Below are 17454 nucleotides of genomic sequence, written 5' to 3'. Positions count from 1 at the left end.
AGACCTGATAAGCTGGGCTTCATCAGATCTTTGTATTCTGGTATATATTATGAACGCACGCCGAAAAATGACTTGATTTTCGCCATCATCCCTTTTTGCTGCTCTTCAAGCACCTGCAAAGGAACGGATTCTCCTAAAATGCGCCGGGCGATATTGCGGTACGCAATGCTGGCGCGGTTTTTGGAATTCATGGCAATCGGTTCGCCGATATTTGAAGCCCTGATCACTTCATCATCGTCAGCAACGATTCCGAGGAGATCAATAGACAGATGATGAACAACTTCATCCACATCCATCGTGTCACCGTTTTTCATCAGATGATTTCTGATGCGGTTCACGATAAGGCGCGGCGGTTCAATATCTTCCTGCTCCAAAAGTCCGATAATGCGGTCAGCGTCCCGCACCGCTGATATTTCCGGCGTCGTCACAACAATCGCCTTATCAGCTCCGGAGACGGCATTTTTATAGCCTTGTTCAATTCCGGCCGGACAATCAATAATGACATAATCAAATTCCTGCTTAAGCTCCTGCACAAGCGATTTGATCTGCTCAGGGACAACAGCCGTCTTGTCGCTTGTCTGGGCAGCCGGCATTAAATGAAGCAGATCATCAAAACGTTTGTCTTTGACAAGCGCCTGATGCGTCTTGCATCTGCCTTCAATTACATCTACTAAGTCGTAAATAATTCTGTTTTCAAGACCCATTACGACATCAAGGTTGCGCAGTCCTATATCTGTGTCTACCAAACAGACGCGCTTCCCTAAAATGGCTAAGGCGGTACCGAGGTTTGCAGATGTTGTTGTTTTACCTACTCCGCCTTTTCCCGAAGTTATTACGATAGCCTCACCCAATTTCACATTCCTCCCTCAAGCCTTGTTAGATCAGGTCTTAAATGAGCCAATTGCTGAAGGCGTTCAATGACCATATTTCCGTCAGTATCTAAATAAGCACATTCCATGTCGTTCCCTTTTTGAATGTGGTCTGGGGAGCGATTTAACACGTGATTGATCCTCAATTGTGTCGGCATCATTTCGGATGCGGCGATCACAGCCCGGTTATTTCCGTTATAACCCGCGTGGGCAATCCCTTTTAATGAACCGAGAACAAATATATTTCCTCCGGCTCTGATCGTACCGCCGGGATTCACATCTCCGATTAAAAGCAAATCTCCCGTCACGTGAAGCACCTGGCCCGAACGGACGATTTTGGAAACAGAAACAATTTCCTGCTCCTCTTTCATCCGCTGCGCTTCTTCTTTGGCGATGACTTCACTGTCAATTGAATGCACGACTAAATCTTTCTTTGACGCGATCAGATCAGTCAGCTGCTCTGCCTGTTCCTGATACAGATACCGATGCCCGAGTTTAATATGAACACTGATTTTTTGGCCTTTGCCATCAGTATATTGTTCAATCGACAGCATGTTTTGAAGACCATCGAGAAGCTCATCAAAAGAACACGCATCATCCAGATGCAATGTTAAGCCGTTTTTTGTTCCTTTTATTGTTACATATTGCTGCTTTTTGGTCTTCATCAATGTTCACCTCAACAACATACTCTTTTCGTCAAAAAAAGATAAAATCCTTTTTACTCATCTCTTAATTCTTTCTTCAGACTTATATAAAACAGCCTGAAGGGCAGGACTAATATAATGGCTCCCGCAATATTCAGCAAAGCGGTCGGCAAGAACCGCTGAATGACAAAATCGTTAAACGTCATTGTGCCGCTGCGGATTAACGTCTGAATGCCGTAAACGTAAAATTCAAGCACACATACGCTCAGCACCGCGACCAGAATGACCATCAGGGCGTTTGTCTGCAGCACTTTAAACGCTTTGGCCGCCAGATAGCATAAACCGGCAAAACCAAACATATAAACGCCTAAAACACCCGTATAATTGATGTCATAAAGAAATCCGAAAATCAAACCGTAGATCACCGCATGCTTTTGGTTGATATAAGCGGACATAAAAATCAGCGCAAGCAAAAGAAAATGCGGAACGACCTGCTGCTCAACGGAAACGAAAGGAAAACGCACCAGATCGGTATAGATGCTTTCCGCACAAAAGACCAAAATCATAATCAAAGGGAGAAGGAAACGTTTCACGATCCTTCCTCCCCTGTTGCTACGCTTCGGTTCACGACGATGACATGGTCAAGATCGTACAGGTCGGCAGCCGGTTTCACGTAAGCGATTTTCGTCAGGCCGTAAGCATCTGATTCTACATCGGTCACTTCCCCGACCGTCAGCCCTTGAGGAAATACGCCGCCCGTTCCGGATGTCTCCACGAGGTCGCCTTTTTTCACTTCGCGTTTTTCATCCGGCTCAAGGATGGTCATTTTCAGGGTCTGTTTCTTTTTATCATACCCTTCAATTAAACCGTAGCCTTTGCTTCCCTTTTTGCCGGAGATTTTGGTGGCCACTCTGTTATTGCGGTCAACATCGCTCAGCAGCTGAACGGCGGATGTGAAACTGTTGAGTCCGCTGCTTTTGATCTTCCCGACCAGCGCACCCTTTTCGTTCGTGACAGCCATGTCTTTGGCAACTTTCTGCTTCGTTCCCTTATTAATCATGATCTGCTTGTACCATTGATCAGGGTTTCTGGCGATAACGGTCGCTAAAATCGGATCATAGTCGGAAATTGATTTGACATGCCCGAGTTCATCACGCAGCTTCTTGTTTTCATCTTTGAGTTCTTGGAGCTTCGCTTCATATTGTGTCTGTCCGTCCAGCTTTTGTCTTAAGCGTTCGTTTTCCTTGTACGTGTTTTTCAGGTCTTTTATGTCCCCGAAGAACCCTGCAAAATATTCGGCAGGCGTGTGAAAAATGTTTTGAAATACTCCCGTCGTATCACCGATCAGCTTTTCAGGCCAGGTGGTATTACGGCCGTTCTTCAGCGAGAATCCAATCATAGCCACCAATATGATAATACACAGAAGTAATAGCATTAACCGTTTGTTCGGCATCGTGATACACCTCTTCTATTTAACTCCTGATTATCTTGTTTTTCCTTTGAAAAGATGGATGTGCTCCAGTGCTTTTCCAGTGCCGATCGCAACACAATCCAGCGGATCTTCAGCGATAAGAACAGGCATTTTCGTTTCGTCGCTGATGACTTTGTCGAGATTGCGGAGCAGGGCGCCTCCCCCTGTTAATACAATACCTCTGTCCATAATATCAGCGGCCAGCTCAGGCGGTGTTTTTTCAAGCGTGCTCTTCACCGCGTCAACGATTGAGAGAACTGTATCACGCAGTGCATTTGCAATTTCCGTTCCCGTGATTTCGATCGTTTTCGGCAGACCTGTCAGAAGATCGCGGCCGCGGATTTCCATTGACGCATTTTCTTCACCGGTTTCTGCTGAACCGATTTCCATTTTAATAGCTTCCGCCGTACGGTCACCGATCATCAGATTATATGTTTTTCTGATATAGCTGATGATTGAGTCGTCCATTTCGTCACCGGCTACGCGGATTGACTGAGACGTAACAATGCCGCCTAAAGAAATGATCGCCACTTCAGTTGTTCCGCCGCCGATATCAACGACCATGCTGCCCGTCGGCTCCCATACCGGAAGATTCGCGCCGATTGCTGCCGCAAACGGTTCTTCAATCGGATAAGCGTCACGTGCGCCCGCTTGTCTTGTCGCGTCGATGACCGCCCGTTCTTCAACGGCCGTAATACCTGACGGCACACACACCATAACGTAAGGCTTTCTCGCAAACAATCCTTTATTTTTCACAGCCTGATTAATGTAGTATTTCATCATTGTCGCAGTTGTTTCATAGTCAGCGATAACGCCGTCTTTCATCGGACGGAGCGCGACCACGTTGCCCGGAGTTCTTCCGATCATGTTTTTCGCATCGTTACCGACCGCAACGATGGACTTCGTATCCGTTTGCAGAGCAACGACAGACGGCTCTCTCACTACGATTCCTTTTCCTTTAACAAACACAAGCGTATTCGCGGTTCCCAAATCTATACCAAGGTCTCTTGTACCAATTCCGAACATATGTATGTATCTTCCTTTCTTAAAGCAAAAATACCCTAAAGGGAAAAACTCATAAAATCTATTATATCTTAAATCAACGAAAAAAAAAGTGTTACAAATATCCTTTTTCCTTTAAACTCACAAATTTTTTGTCACCAATGACCAAATGATCCAGCAGCTCGATGCCGATTAAATTTCCGCACTCAAAAAGCCGCCTGGTTACCTCTATATCTTCCCTGCTCGGTGTAGGATCTCCTGAAGGATGATTGTGAACACAAATGAAGGACGCGGCGGATCGTTTGAAAGCTTCTTTAAACACCTCCCGCGGGTGGACAATAGATGAATTCAGACTTCCGATAAAAACGGTGCGTTTATGAATGACTTGATTTTTGGTATTTAAATATAAACAGACAAAATGCTCCTGGGATAAAAAGCGCATATCCTCCATCACATACTTCGCCCCGTCTTCCGGAGAGCGGATGACGCAATGCTCCCCGGCGGATGTCTTATGAATGCGGCTCCCCAGCTCAATTGCGGCAAGAATCTGAACGGCTTTCACCGTGCCGATTCCCGGAATGCTGGAAAGCTCCTGGGCAGAGGCGCCTTTTAACAGTCGCAGCCCGTCAAACGTCCGCAGCAGCCGGTGAGCGAGGTTCATGACGGACTCATGTTTCGTTCCCGTCCGCAGCAGGATGGCGAGCAATTCATTGTTAGAGAGGTGTTCGGCTCCGAAGTGCAGAAGCCGCTCTCTCGGTTTTTCTTTTTCGGGGAAATCTCTTAATTTTAACGGCAGATCACGGATGATCAACCCCTCCTTGTTCCCCTTCCCGGTTTGAACATCAAGCTTTTATATTAAATTCTTTCAAGGCTCTCATTGTTTTAGCGACAGGAAGCCCGACGACAGAATAAAAATCACCGTCTATTTTTTTCACTAAAAGCGCGCCTTTTCCTTGGATGCCGTATGCACCTGCTTTATCCATCGGTTCTTTTGTTTCAATGTAGAGCTGTATGTCGTCTTCACTGAGCGGCCAAAACGTCACTTCCGTCGTGTCACAGAACGTTTCTTTCCGGTCATGCGTCTGAATGCTGACCGCCGTAATGACTTGATGGCTTCGGCCGGAAAGCCTCCGCAGCATGTGTGCCGCTTCTTCTCTGTCATGCGGTTTGCCGAGGCATTCGCCGTCTATACACACCATCGTGTCAGCCCCGATAACGACTGCATCGGGATTTTCGGCCAATACAGCTCCGGCTTTTTGCTCGGCCAAACATTGGACGTTTTCTTCCGGCGAAAGGTTTCGATTTAATTTTTCTTCCGTGCGGCTTGCAATAATGCTGTAAGGAATCTGAAGAAGATTAAGGAGTTCTTTTCTTCGCGGAGATTGTGATGCGAGTATTAAGCGTTTTGTCATGATTGTCATCCTTTCAGGGTTTGCTTAAGAAAAAAAGATACTTGTCTATCCTACCAAATCAAACGGGCAACCACAATTTCAGAAAAATAACTTTTTGATGACAAAATAAAAAATCCCGCCGGATGACGGGAAATGAGATATTATTTTACAACACTTAAAAGCTCTTTTTGGGCTTTCCAGCCGGATTCCGAACCCGACGTTTCCAGTTCTTTCAGCGCTTGAAGCACGGCCTCTTTCTGCTTTTTGTCAGCGGCGTCTGCACCGTCTGCCGCTTTTGCCGCTTCAGCCACTTCCGTTTTTGAAAGATCTTTGCCGGTAATCGCTTTGGCGGAGAGTTCAGATGCTTGTTTAAAAGAGTCTTCCAGTCCTGAATCGACAGCAAAGCTGAGCTCTTTTCCGCCCCAAGCCTCAAAATCATGGTCTATCAGCGTCTGGCCCAATTGCTGTGATAAGCTTTTTTCTGCTGCAAGCCCGGCGATCACATAAGTGTACCCGTCTTCTTTTGCCAAAGAAACGGCCGAGTATCCTTTTTCAGTCAGCTGGTCAACAAGCGTCTTCGCTCCTTTTTCTGATGAAAATTTTCCGGCCTGCACCGCATATGTTTTATAATTTCCATCGGAAGCTTCCGCATCTCCTGTGCCGGCTGTTTCAGATTTGTCTTTAGAAACATCTCCCGCTTTTACCGTCTGCCCTTGTGAACCTTTGTCAGCTGACGCCGGAGCGGAGGCTTCTTTACTTCCCGACATGTTTAAGGCGACAAGGCCGAGCCCGGTGCCTAAAACAGCCGCAACGGCAATTGTCGTGACCGCTTTTTTAACTGGAGAAGACGGCTGCTTCTTTTTCGGAAAATGAGGGCCGGTTTTTTTCTTCTTGTATGGCGGCACGACTTTCGGGTCATCTTCAAATACCTCAGAATTCTTCTCATGATCCCAATTGAAATCTTCTTCTTTCGGATCTTCATGGGATGCGGCGGTCTCCTGCTCCGCCTTTTTTGTTTCTTCCCAATTTGAAAATGTGACGGTCTTCTCCCCGCCTTCTTTCACATCTTCTTGTCCATACATCGTTTCTTCTTGTCCGTTAATGGTTACTTTAAGGGCATTGTTTTTGGCTTTGCTGTGCTTTTTGCTCTTCCTTTTTTTCAACGTCTCTTCCCCCTTGCATTCGTCTTGGCCGTACCTTGAACTGATCATGGTTCACACTTTAGCATAGGCGTAAAAAAAAAGAACAAGACTTTTGTCGTCTTGTCCAAAAAACGTTCGCCAAATTTTTCAAGCCCCGCCTGAAGCGAGCTTGATGTAAAACGAAAACAGCTCTTCACCGTATAAATAACTCAAAGCGCTCCCGGCTGAGATGGCCGGCGCAAACGGAAATGGCTGCTTTTTACCAAGCCTGCCCCGGGCTGCGGCGCACATGCCGTATACGGCTCCGATCATAACGGAAAGAAAGAATGCAATGAGCACGAGCTTCACGCCGAGCGTCAGGCCAATCACCCCAAACAGTTTCACATCACCTGCGCCGATGCCTCCTTTACTGGCAAACATGATAAAAACAAGCAGAAAACATACGCAAACGGCTCCGGCAAACCCTGCATACCATGAATCCAGCGGAGAAAACATGCGGCCGGCGATGAAAAGCGGAAGAAAAAACAGCAGAACTTTGTCAGGAATCAGCATATATTGCAGATCCGTCATAGTAACAATCATGAGCAGAGACAGAAATAACAGCGCGACTAACAGTTCTTTTGAGAAACCGAAATGAATGCCTGCAGCCGTGAATAAACACGCCGTCCAGCATTCCGCCGCCGGATACATAACCGACAGCTTTGCACGGCAGTTTCTGCATCTGCCTCTTTGCAGAATATAGGAAACGACGGGCACAAGCTCCCCCCAGGAGAGCGGCAAGCGGCAAAACGAACAGGCTGAACGCGGCGAAACAACCGAGATTCGAAGCGGGATACGGCACGCTGCTGTATAAAAAAAAGAACCGAAAATCAAACCGAGAAAAAACAGAATCAAAAGCACTCAGACCACACCTTTACTATCAATCTGGCTCAGATTATAGCAAAGAAAAACACCATGACTGAAATGGCTGAAAATATATTTTCAGCATAAAAACACCCGGCAAAACCTGAAAAGGGTCTGCCGGGCATCCGAGGGGCTGTCAGATAAGCCGCTTTCTCATTTCTGAAATAAAATATAAGGAACCGGTAATGATGATGACATCATCCGCCCCGTCTTTTTGTTCTATCCATTCTTTCACACTGTCCGGGTTCTCATCGAAGCTCTTATCCGCAAGACTGCTTGCGTTATAAAGGGCTTCGGCGCTTGAAGCACGCGGAAAGTCAAATGATACAAAGTGAATAGAGTCCGCTTCGGTTTCAAGCTTTTTAATCATTTCCTGATACGGTTTGTCTTTTAATGCGCTGAATACAACATGGACGTTTTTATCGGCAAAGCGCTGCCTGATCGTTTCTGTCAGTGTGTCAACGCCTTCTTCGTTATGCGCGCCGTCCGCAAACACTAAAGGGCGGCTTTGAAGACGTTCAAACCGGCCCGGCCATGATGCTTTTATCAGTCCGTTTCGCATTGCTTCTTCAGAAATGGCTGCGGCTCCCAGACGATTCATCCATTCAGCGGCCAATATCGCCAATGCCGCATTCTGCCTTTGGTGAATGCCGATCAGCGACGTTTGAATGTTTTCATAGCATTTCGTTTCCGTTTCCAGCGAAAAGCTTTCACCGGACGGAAGCGCCGCTTCATTAAACAGTCTGCACGTTTTATATAGTGACTGATACGGAGCCTGCTTTTTTTCGGCTTCTGCTTCAATAACGCCGAGTGCTTCCGGCTGATTGACGCCCGTAATAACCGGAATAGAATTTTTAATGATACCGGCTTTCTGCCCGGCGATCTCCTCGATGGTATTGCCTAAAATCGCCATATGGTCATGTCCGATACTTGTAATGACCGACAGGAGCGGATTCACAATATTGGTTGAATCAAATGTGCCGCCGAGCCCCGCTTCAAAAATGACAAAATCGATATCAGTCCGCTTCGCAAAATATAAAAATGCACACGCTGTAATGATTTCAAATTCTGTCACCGTTCCGGCATCGGTCTTATCAAGCTCATCGACTATCGGTTTTATGTCATTAACGAGTGTTCTCCATTCCTCATCAGAAATCGGCGTGCCGTTGACGCTGATACGCTCATTAAACGTAATAATGTAAGGCGATGTGAACGTGCCGACCGTATAACCGGCTTCTTGAAGCACGGAACGGATAAAAGCGACGGTCGATCCTTTGCCGTTTGTGCCCGCCACATGAATAGCGCGAATGTTCTTTTCCGGGTGTTCCAGTTTTTCCATCAGCTTTTCCATACGGAGAAGGCCCGGCTTAACGCCGAACTTGAGTCTGCCGTGAATCCAGCTGATCGCTTCTTTGTACGTATTAAACAATGAAATCCCCTCTTTTATACGACAAGGCGGTTTCTTAGGAAACCGCCCCGCTGTTTTATCAGCCTTTCAGCTCTGCAATCCGCTGCCGGACAGCTTCGCGTTTTGCCGTGTAGTCTTTCTCTTTTCCGCGTTCTTCTTCAATGACATGTTCAGGAGCTTTTTTAATGAATCCTTCGTTGCCGAGTTTTTTCTGAACGCGTTCGACCTCTTTTGTCAGCTTGTCGAATTCTTTTTGCAGACGGGCGATCTCCTCATCAATGTTAATCAGCCCTTCAAGCGGCAGAATGACTTCCGCTCCGGTGACGACCGCTGTCATCGCTTTGTCTGCCGCAGTGATATCCGTCCCGATTTTCAGCGTGCTCGGATTCGTAAAGCGTTCAACGTAAGAACGGTTCTTTTCCAGGCGGCCGGCAATGTCTTCGGTAGCTGTTTTAATGTAAAGCTCAACCTGCTTGCTCATCGGCGTGTTGACTTCGCTCCGGATATTGCGGACAGAACGGATTAATTCAACGAGCAGTTTCATATCCGCCGCTGCCTCTTTATCCGTATGCTCCGGCACCGGAACCGGCCAAGAGCTGATCGTGATTGACTCGCCTTCATGAGGAAGGTGCTGCCAGATTTCTTCCGTTAAGAATGGCATAAACGGGTGAAGAAGACGCATCGTCTGGTCAAGCACGTATGCCAGAACAGAACGGGTTGTTTTCTTCGCCGCTTCATCTTCCCCGTACAGCGGAAGCTTCGCCATTTCGATATACCAGTCGCACACATCGTCCCAGATAAAGTTGTACAGGTGGCGTCCGACTTCACCGAATTCATAACGATCCGCAAGCTGTGTTACGTCTTCTATCGTTTCATTCAGTCTTGTGAGGATCCACTTATCAGCAACTGATTTTTCACCGGACAGATCAAGCTCGTCATACGTCATGCCGTCCATGTTCATTAATGCAAAACGGGAGGCGTTCCAAATTTTATTTGCGAAATTCCATGTGGATTCCACTTTTTCATAGCTGAAACGGAGATCCTGTCCCGGTGAACTTCCGGTTGCCAGGAAGTAGCGCAGTGAATCCGCTCCGTACTTGTCGATGACATCCATCGGGTCCACGCCGTTCCCAAGGGATTTACTCATTTTTCTGCCCTGCTCGTCACGGATTAAGCCGTGAATCAGCACGTCTTTAAACGGACGCTCGCCGGTAAACTCAAGGCCTTGGAAAATCATCCGGGATACCCAGAAGAAAATGATGTCATATCCCGTTACAAGAACATCGGTTGAGTAATACCGCTTAAAGTCTTCAGCGTTTTCATCAGGCCAGCCCATTGTAGAAAACGGCCAAAGCGCGGAGCTGAACCATGTATCAAGCACATCTGAATCCTGTTCCCAATTTTCGCTGTCTTCAGGCGCCTCAAGGCCGACGTACACTTCTTTTGTTTCTTTGTGATACCAAGCCGGGATGCGGTGGCCCCACCACAGCTGACGGGAAATACACCAATCACGGATATTTTCCATCCAGTGCAGGTACGTTTTCTCGAACCGGTCAGGAACGAAGTGAACTTTCTCTTCTTTTGACTGAAGGTCAACCGCAGCATCGGCCAGCGGCTGCATTTTGACAAACCATTGTGTGGACAGGTACGGCTCAACAACGGCGCCGCTTCTCTCACTGTGGCCGACAGAATGCATATGGTCTTCGATTTTAAAGAGAACGCCGGATTCCTGAAGATCTTTGACGAGTTTTTTGCGGCATTCAAACCGGTCCATGCCGTTATATTGCAGCGCTTTTTCATTCATTGTTCCGTCTTCATTCATGACGAGAATCCGCTCTAAATTGTGGCGGTTTCCGAGTTCAAAGTCATTCGGATCATGGGCAGGCGTGATTTTAACGGCGCCTGATCCGAATTCCATATCAACATAATCATCGCCGACGATCGGAATTTCGCGGTTTGTAATCGGCAGAATCACCGTTTTGCCGATTAAGTGCTTGTAGCGCTCATCTTCAGGATGAACCGCGACAGCCGTGTCGCCAAGCATCGTTTCCGGACGGGTGGTCGCGATTTCAATTGAGCCTGAACCGTCTGCTAACGGGTAGCGCAAATGATAAAACGCGCCCTGTACGTCTTTGTAAATCACTTCAATATCGGATAAAGCCGTTTTTGTGGCAGGGTCCCAGTTGATGATATATTCGCCTCTGTAAATCAAGCCTTTTTTGTACAGCTTGACGAATACTTCCCGCACGGCTTTGTTCAGCCCTTCATCAAGAGTGAAACGTTCACGTGAATAATCGAGTCCGAGTCCCATCTTGGCCCATTGGCTGCGGATGAAATCAGCATACTCTTCCTTCCACTTCCACGTTTCTTCCAGAAACTTTTCACGGCCGAGGTCATAACGGCTTGTGCCCTGTTCGCGGAGTTTCGCTTCGACTTTTGCCTGAGTGGCGATGCCGGCGTGATCCATGCCCGGAAGCCAGAGCACGTCATAGCCCTGCATGCGTTTCATACGCGTAACGATATCTTGCAGCGTCGTATCCCACGCATGTCCGAGGTGCAGCCTGCCCGTCACATTCGGCGGCGGAATGACGACAGAATACGGCTGTTTCGTTTGATCGCCGCCCGCTTCAAAATATTTTCCTTTCAGCCAAAAATCATAGCGGCCTTTTTCAATCGCAGACGGTTCATATTTTGTCGGCATTGTTTGTTCATTTGTATCCATGATAACCCTCCAGCATGTTTAGAAATGGCTGAGCAACTAAAAAAGAGCCTTCATCCTGATAAAGGACGAAAAGCTCTTTCGCGGTACCACCTTTTTTCATGAACAGATTTGTTCATGCACTTAAACGGATAACGGGTGCGGCCCGAATTTCTCTACTGTATGTTCAAGAAATTATGCTCCCGGGCGACCTTCCAATGAGACGGCATAAGAAGCCTTTCAGCACAGTAGCTTCTCTCTCTTCATGCGTCTTTCTTGTACTCTTCCCGTTCAAAGCAGGTGTATTTATATCAGCTCATGATCTTATTTATTATGTTCTTTATTATAGTAAAAGTGTTTTTGATTCGTCAATCATCTTTTCCAAAAACCGCTGCCGTCATACATAAATGGGCATGCACCCCGCCCTTTCCCTTACATACGATACATAGAAAGGCGAATGTGAGGAGGAATTGCCCGTGAGAAAAAAATTCAATTCTTATTCGCTCCCCCAGTGGGCCAGACAGGTCCGCCTTGTATCCGCGCAAGTCATAATCCCGATTACGATCTTTCAGGGGATCAGGACGATTTTCTTTCCGACGACTTTTGATGTCCTGCTGCTTGCCATCCTGCTGTTTTTAGCGTGCGCCCTGCATTTGGAATGGATATAAAAAAACGAGTCCCGTTATGAAGAGGACTCGTTTTCCGCTTTTATTTTTTTCTCCCGTTCAATCTGATGAACCTTCATGAGAAAAGGCTCAACATTTTTCATCTGCCAAAACGCTCTTAATAATTGCGTGCACTCTTCTTTTTCAGAGCCCCTTTGGCCGGTCTGATACCGTTTCAGCACTTTGTACATGGCGGACGGATAAGCCATATAGCTGAGAAACAGGCTGATTTCCGCTTCACGGAGCGGGAATGATTTGTGATACGTATAAAACCAGTCCAGACATTCCGGGCATGCTTTCGGATAGCTTCTGAACATTCTGGAGTAAAAGCCGAGCAGGTCGTTTTGCGGAGGGCCCAGCGCAGCTTTCTCGAAATTCGTGAAAAAGCCCGATCCCGCATCATTATACAGAAAGTGGCGGCTCGATAAGCTGCCGTGGTTGATCACCGCTCTCGTCTTGTCATGATCCTTTGCCGCGTCAAACCATTCTTCCAGACGTTCCAGAGCAAAATTGACGGCGGAAACCGTTTCTGTAAGATACGTAACAGCCTGCAGTTCAAAAGGTGAAAGATACCACTCTTTTTCCGCCCGTTCGGCGAATTGTTCATAGACAAGCTTATCATTTTCCCAATCTCTTTTCGTTGCTTCATAAAAGCCGCTGATATCTTCAGTCCGAATTTGGATGTCCCGCACAGTCGCAGAATGGAGCTTCGCGACCTCTTTAAAAAGGTAAACATGTTTTTGATCCCGTTCCTCTTCCTGATCGTACTGAAGCCAAGGCATTAAATAATAAGAATTCTCCGTCTGTCTTCCGGCAAAAAAATCGCCGGTATACGTGCGGCAGATCGGCACAAATGATCGGTAGCCTTTCTCCTCAATTTCAATCATAATATCCGTAAATTCACTGCTGCGGGCCGGCTTGAGCTGTTTCAAAGCAAAAATGCCGTAGTTTGAGTAGACCTTCCAAACATGCGGGCTGACAGGCTCAATATACTCAGCCGCCAGCCCGTATTCCTGAAGCACTGATTGGACTGCTTCCATTCCATTCACCACATTTTTACGGCCTCTTTGTGCTTACGCATGGCTGTTATTATATTCAGGTATATACAGAAGCTGACCTTCTTCAAGCTCGTCATCAAACGATAAAGCATTCGTTCTGATGAGCTGCTGGGATGTTATGTCATATCGTTCACACACCCGGTCGATAGTATCTTGCTGCTGTACGATACAAATTTTCATTCTTGAAAACTTTTCTTCTTCCCTTGTAAATAATTTTGTCAAGTAATGAGAGTTGTCATTTTCCTTCTGCTCGGTTCCCGGTGCCGCTTCTTCATTCTTTCTTTCAGGCTTAAGCGGCTCAGGCTGTTCAGCTTGCGCCGGCTCCTCAGGCGGCAGTTTGGAAAACTGAAAAGACAAATCGAGAGGCTTCCCGGTTTCCTCCTCCGGCGGCGCCATCTTCCTTACCTCAATTTCAAACCCTTCTTCATCCTGAGCCTCTTCTTCAAGCAGCTTAGGAGCGCTGTAAAACTCCTCTTCCTGCCGTTCCGGAACGAACTCGCGATAAACGGGCGCCTGCTCTTCTTGAAAAACCGCAGGCTCATCTTCGTCTTCTGACGCCTCATGATCGCTCTGACGGAGAAGCGGCTCGGCCTCTGGCTGCTCTTCTTTTTGAAGGAAGGGCTGTTCCGCAATTTTTGGTTTTTCCGCATGCGGAGTCAGAGTGAACGCAGGGAAAACCGGTTCTATATCATCTTTTGGCTCTTCCTGCACTTCTGCTGAATCATCCTCAAATGCAGGTTCATTCCTCACAGCCGACATGATTGCAGGCTCCTCAGCTTCTTCCGGCTCTTCTTCGTGTTGGAAGGAAACAGGAGGAGGAGGCTCAGTAAATGAAACAGGTTTCGGCACCTCTTCCTGCTCCCTCAGATTCGGGGCATTCTCCTGCTCTTCTTCTTCCCGCTCCCTCAGAATCGGGGCTGCTTCCTGCTCTTCTTCCTCCTGCTCTCTCAGAATCGGGGCTGCTTCCTGCTCTTCTTCCTCCTGCTCCCTCAGAATCGGGGCTGCTTCCTGCTCTTCTTCTTCCCGTTCCCTCAGAATCGGGGCTGCTTCCTGCTCTTCTTCTTCCCGTTCCCTCAGAATCGGGGCAGTTTCCTGCTCTTCTTCCCGCTCCCTCAGAATCGGGGCTGCTTCCTGCTCTTCTTCCTCCAGCCTAATTAAAGGCGGGATTTCTTCCTCGTTCTTCTCGGTTTCTTGTGCTGCTTCTTCTGATACAGTCAAAGGTATTTCAGGCTCATGGCGTATCATTAATTCTGGTTCGTTTTGGTCCTCAGAATGATGTCCGGCAAGATTGATCATTTCTTCTCTGGCAAATTCAGGCGCCACGTACAAAGGGATCTCCGGCTCTTTTAGCTCGGATTCCTCAAGCAGCCCTTCAATTGCCAAATCAGCTTGAATGGTTAAGATCCTTGAATCCGTCAGCTGATAATCAAAGGCATCGATAAATACGAAAACATCATTGAGGTGGCTCACTTTATTTTTCGGAATCGTAATGTCCACCGGGAAACAATGAATGAGCTCGGCCGTGCCATCCTCCCTCGCCCTCACTTCCTCTACATGCCTCAGTTCCCTATCAAGCTCTTCAAAATGACTGCTGTGATCTATGTTGTACTCGCCAGTAAGTTCTAATGATCCTTTAATTGAGACATAATCATTTACTTCCTGCACCCTGATGTCAGGGTCTAATGAAATCGAAAGTAATTCAGAAACTTCCTGTCCTTTTTGGAAACAGATTGATTCTTCAACAGAAAATTGCAATCGGTGATTATGCGGCAAGTTCATATCCTCCTTTCATCTAATCCATACAATTAGATGTCACTAAAGGTGTATGCCGCAATCCGGGGAAATATGATAATGGAGGCATTGAAAAAAGCCGATACAAGTCTTGCTTGCATCGGCTTTTCGGTATCAGCGGCTGATCGCCTGGAACACTTTCTCAGCGGCTTGAATGGTTTTTTCAATATCCTCCATTGTATGCGCAGTGGAGAGAAACAATCCTTCAAATTGAGACGGCGGCAGAAATACGCCTGCATCAGCCATCCCTTTATAATATTTGGCGAACAGCTTTAAATCAGAAGATTTGGCTGCTTCATAGTTAATGACAGGCTCATTTGTGAAAAAGAAGCCGATCATTGAACCCGCCCGGTTAAACGTGTGCGGAATGCCATGTGCTTCAGCTGCTTTTGAAATGCCTTCTTCAAGCATATCGCCTTTTTTCACAAATTCTTGGTAAGATTCAGGTGTGAGCTGCTGTAACGTCTCAAGTCCCGCTGTCATGGCAAGCGGATTTCCTGACAATGTTCCCGCCTGGTAGATCGGACCGCTCGGCGCGATTCGTTCCATAATGTCAGCTTTTCCTCCATACGCACCGACAGGAAGACCGCCGCCGATGACTTTGCCGAGACACGTTAAGTCAGGCGTCACGCCGAAATACCCTTGCGCACAGTTATAATCCACGCGAAAACCGGTCATGACCTCGTCAAAAATGAGCAGCGCGCCATACTGTTCCGTAATGTCGCGAAGTCCTTGTAAAAAGCCTTCCTGCGGCGGAACAACGCCCATATTGCCTGCTACCGGTTCAACAATGACCCCGGCAATATCTTCACCGTACTCCCGGAATGCGAGTGCAACGCTTTCCAAGTCGTTGTATGGAACGGTAATCGTATTCATTGCTATTCCTTCCGGCACGCCTGGGCTGTCCGGAAGGCCGAGTGTCGCCACTCCGGATCCCGCTTTGATCAGCAGCGAATCACCGTGGCCGTGGTAACAGCCTTCGAATTTCAAAATTTTGTTGCGGCCGGTATATCCTCTTGCAAGACGCAGGGCGCTCATTGTCGCCTCTGTGCCGGAGCTGACCATCCGCACGATTTCAACAGACGGCACACGGTCAATGACCAATTTGGCCAGTTCGTTTTCCACTTCAGTAGATGCCCCGAAACTTGTCCCGTTCTCGGCTACTTTTTTCAGGCTTTCAACGACCCGGTCGTTCGTGTGGCCCAAAATGAGCGGCCCCCAGCTCAGGACGTAGTCGATATATTCATTGCCGTCAATATCAAAAATTTTCGATCCTTTTCCGCGCTGCATAAAAATCGGGTCCATATCAACTGATTTAAACGCGCGCACCGGGCTGTTCACTCCGCCCGGCATCAGTTTCTGCGCTTCTTTAAAAGCGGCTTTTGATTTTTCATAGCTTCTCATCTGCCTCAGCTCCCGTCAAATGAAATCGTTACTCAGCAAGCCATTTTGCTGCGTCTTTTGCATGATACGTCATAATCAGATCGGCTCCTGCACGTTTCATGCTCGTTAAAATTTCCAGCACCATTTCTTTTTCTTTAATCCAGCCGTTTTGGGCTGCCGCTTTCACCATGGAATACTCCCCGCTCACATTATATGCGACCAGCGGCAGGTGATGGCGGTTTTTCACGTCACGCATAATATCTAAGTATGACATAGACGGTTTGACGATTAAAAAGTCAGCGCCTTCTGCCGCGTCTGATTCAGCCTCACGGAGCGCTTCCAAGCGGTTGGCCGGATCCATCTGATATGTTTTTCGGTCTCCGAACTGCGGCGTGCTGTCAGCCGCGTCACGGAACGGACCGTAAAATTCACTTGAATATTTCACGGCATAAGACATGATCGGAATATTCGTGAATCCTTCTTTGTCGAGCGCTTCCCTGATCACTGTGACAAAACCGTCCATCATATTTGAAGGAGCGATGATGTCTGCGCCGGCTTTGGCCTGGCTGACGGCTGTCTGCGCCAGCAGCTCAAGCGACTCGTCATTTAAGATTTCTCCGTCTCTCACGACGCCGCAATGGCCGTGATCCGTGTATTCACAGAGACACGTATCAGCGATTACGATCATTTCAGGATAATGCTTTTTAATTTCAGCAATCCCTTTCTGCACAATGCCGTGATCATGAAAAGCCTGGGTTCCGCAGGCGTCTTTTTCTTCCGGCACGCCGAAAACGATGACCGACTTAATGCCGAGCGATATCAGCTCAGCCATTTCATCCTTTAACAAATCGAGTGATACATGATAAACCCCCGGCATGGAAGGAACTTCTTTTTTTCCTTCGAGCCCTTCAACGACAAATAACGGGTAAATAAAATCTGAGGGGTGAAGACGTGTTTCTTTTACTAAATCTCTCATCGCAGCGTTCGCGCGCAAACGGCGGTGTCTGTTAAATGTTTGATTCATCATTA

General features: G+C 47.4%; 16 protein-coding genes and 1 other annotated feature. Of the genes, 1 reads left to right on the top strand and 15 read right to left on the bottom strand.

What is annotated here, in order from left to right; genetic code table 11:
* Positions 1-47: 47 nt before the first annotated feature.
* The 11 genes from minD to HWY38_RS14980 form a co-directional block, all read right to left on the bottom strand.
* Entirely contained in the window at positions 48-851 is an 804-nt protein-coding gene (gene minD / locus HWY38_RS15030) for a septum site-determining protein MinD (RefSeq protein WP_016938784.1), read from the bottom strand.
* A 2-nt stretch (positions 852-853) separates the two neighbouring features.
* Entirely contained in the window at positions 854-1534 is a 681-nt protein-coding gene (gene minC, locus HWY38_RS15025) for a septum site-determining protein MinC (RefSeq protein WP_003152653.1), read from the bottom strand.
* A gap of 53 nt (positions 1535-1587) precedes the next feature.
* The gene (mreD, locus tag HWY38_RS15020; protein ID WP_224182135.1) at positions 1588-2106 is read right to left on the bottom strand and encodes a rod shape-determining protein MreD; all 519 of its coding nucleotides are present in this window, start codon (positions 2104-2106) and stop codon (positions 1588-1590) included.
* Positions 2103-2966, bottom strand: coding sequence for a rod shape-determining protein MreC (gene mreC, locus HWY38_RS15015; protein WP_007408166.1), 864 nt, complete (start codon positions 2964-2966; stop codon positions 2103-2105). The genes mreD and mreC overlap by 4 nt, the downstream gene beginning before the upstream one ends.
* Positions 2967-2996: 30 nt before the next feature.
* A complete protein-coding gene (gene mreB / locus HWY38_RS15010; protein ID WP_003152647.1) occupies positions 2997-4010 on the bottom strand; it encodes a cell shape-determining protein MreB in 1014 nt (337 codons plus the stop codon).
* A gap of 91 nt (positions 4011-4101) precedes the next feature.
* The gene (gene radC, locus HWY38_RS15005) at positions 4102-4797 is read right to left on the bottom strand and encodes a RadC family protein (RefSeq protein ID WP_007408165.1); all 696 of its coding nucleotides are present in this window, start codon (positions 4795-4797) and stop codon (positions 4102-4104) included.
* A 31-nt stretch (positions 4798-4828) separates the two neighbouring features.
* Positions 4829-5398 (bottom strand): Maf family protein, encoded by a 570-nt coding sequence (locus HWY38_RS15000; protein ID WP_012118105.1) that lies wholly within the window; start codon positions 5396-5398, stop codon positions 4829-4831.
* A 140-nt stretch (positions 5399-5538) separates the two neighbouring features.
* Positions 5539-6540, bottom strand: coding sequence for an SPOR domain-containing protein (locus HWY38_RS14995; protein WP_224182134.1), 1002 nt, complete (start codon positions 6538-6540; stop codon positions 5539-5541).
* Between the two features lie 126 nt (positions 6541-6666).
* Complete coding sequence (locus HWY38_RS14990; RefSeq protein ID WP_224182133.1) at positions 6667-7419, bottom strand: prepilin peptidase; 753 nt, start codon at positions 7417-7419, stop codon at positions 6667-6669.
* Positions 7420-7558: 139 nt separating this feature from the next.
* Positions 7559-8851, bottom strand: coding sequence for a bifunctional folylpolyglutamate synthase/dihydrofolate synthase (locus HWY38_RS14985; protein WP_224182132.1), 1293 nt, complete (start codon positions 8849-8851; stop codon positions 7559-7561).
* A 58-nt stretch (positions 8852-8909) separates the two neighbouring features.
* Positions 8910-11552, bottom strand: a complete 2643-nt coding sequence (locus HWY38_RS14980; protein ID WP_224182131.1) for a valine--tRNA ligase — start codon at positions 11550-11552, stop codon at positions 8910-8912.
* Positions 11553-11610: 58 nt separating this feature from the next.
* Positions 11611-11832 (bottom strand) — a binding site (T-box leader).
* Positions 11833-12004: 172 nt separating this feature from the next.
* On the opposite strand from HWY38_RS14980, the gene HWY38_RS14975 reads away from it, so the two are divergent.
* Entirely contained in the window at positions 12005-12196 is a 192-nt protein-coding gene (locus HWY38_RS14975) for a hypothetical protein (RefSeq protein ID WP_007612879.1), read from the top strand.
* 14 nt (positions 12197-12210) lie between these two features.
* Here the strand turns inward: HWY38_RS14975 and ysxE are convergent, their stop codons facing one another.
* The 4 genes from ysxE to hemB all read right to left on the bottom strand — a co-directional run bounded on the left by ysxE (position 12211) and on the right by hemB (position 17449).
* On the bottom strand, positions 12211-13233 hold the full coding sequence (gene ysxE, locus HWY38_RS14970; protein ID WP_224182216.1) for a spore coat protein YsxE: 1023 nt from the start codon (positions 13231-13233) through the stop codon (positions 12211-12213).
* A 33-nt stretch (positions 13234-13266) separates the two neighbouring features.
* On the bottom strand, positions 13267-15024 hold the full coding sequence (locus HWY38_RS14965; protein WP_224182130.1) for a LysM peptidoglycan-binding domain-containing protein: 1758 nt from the start codon (positions 15022-15024) through the stop codon (positions 13267-13269).
* A gap of 132 nt (positions 15025-15156) precedes the next feature.
* Positions 15157-16446, bottom strand: a complete 1290-nt coding sequence (hemL, locus tag HWY38_RS14960) for a glutamate-1-semialdehyde 2,1-aminomutase (protein WP_038459388.1) — start codon at positions 16444-16446, stop codon at positions 15157-15159.
* A 28-nt stretch (positions 16447-16474) separates the two neighbouring features.
* Positions 16475-17449 (bottom strand): porphobilinogen synthase, encoded by a 975-nt coding sequence (hemB, locus tag HWY38_RS14955; protein ID WP_029326045.1) that lies wholly within the window; start codon positions 17447-17449, stop codon positions 16475-16477.
* Between the last annotated feature and the right edge of the window lie 5 nt (positions 17450-17454).

The organism is Bacillus sp. KS1, assembly GCF_020075515.1.
GTDB lineage: Bacteria > Bacillota > Bacilli > Bacillales > Bacillaceae > Bacillus > Bacillus velezensis.
The sequence above is the reverse complement of the archived record's forward strand: the minus strand, read 5'-3'. Positions and strand labels throughout refer to the sequence as shown.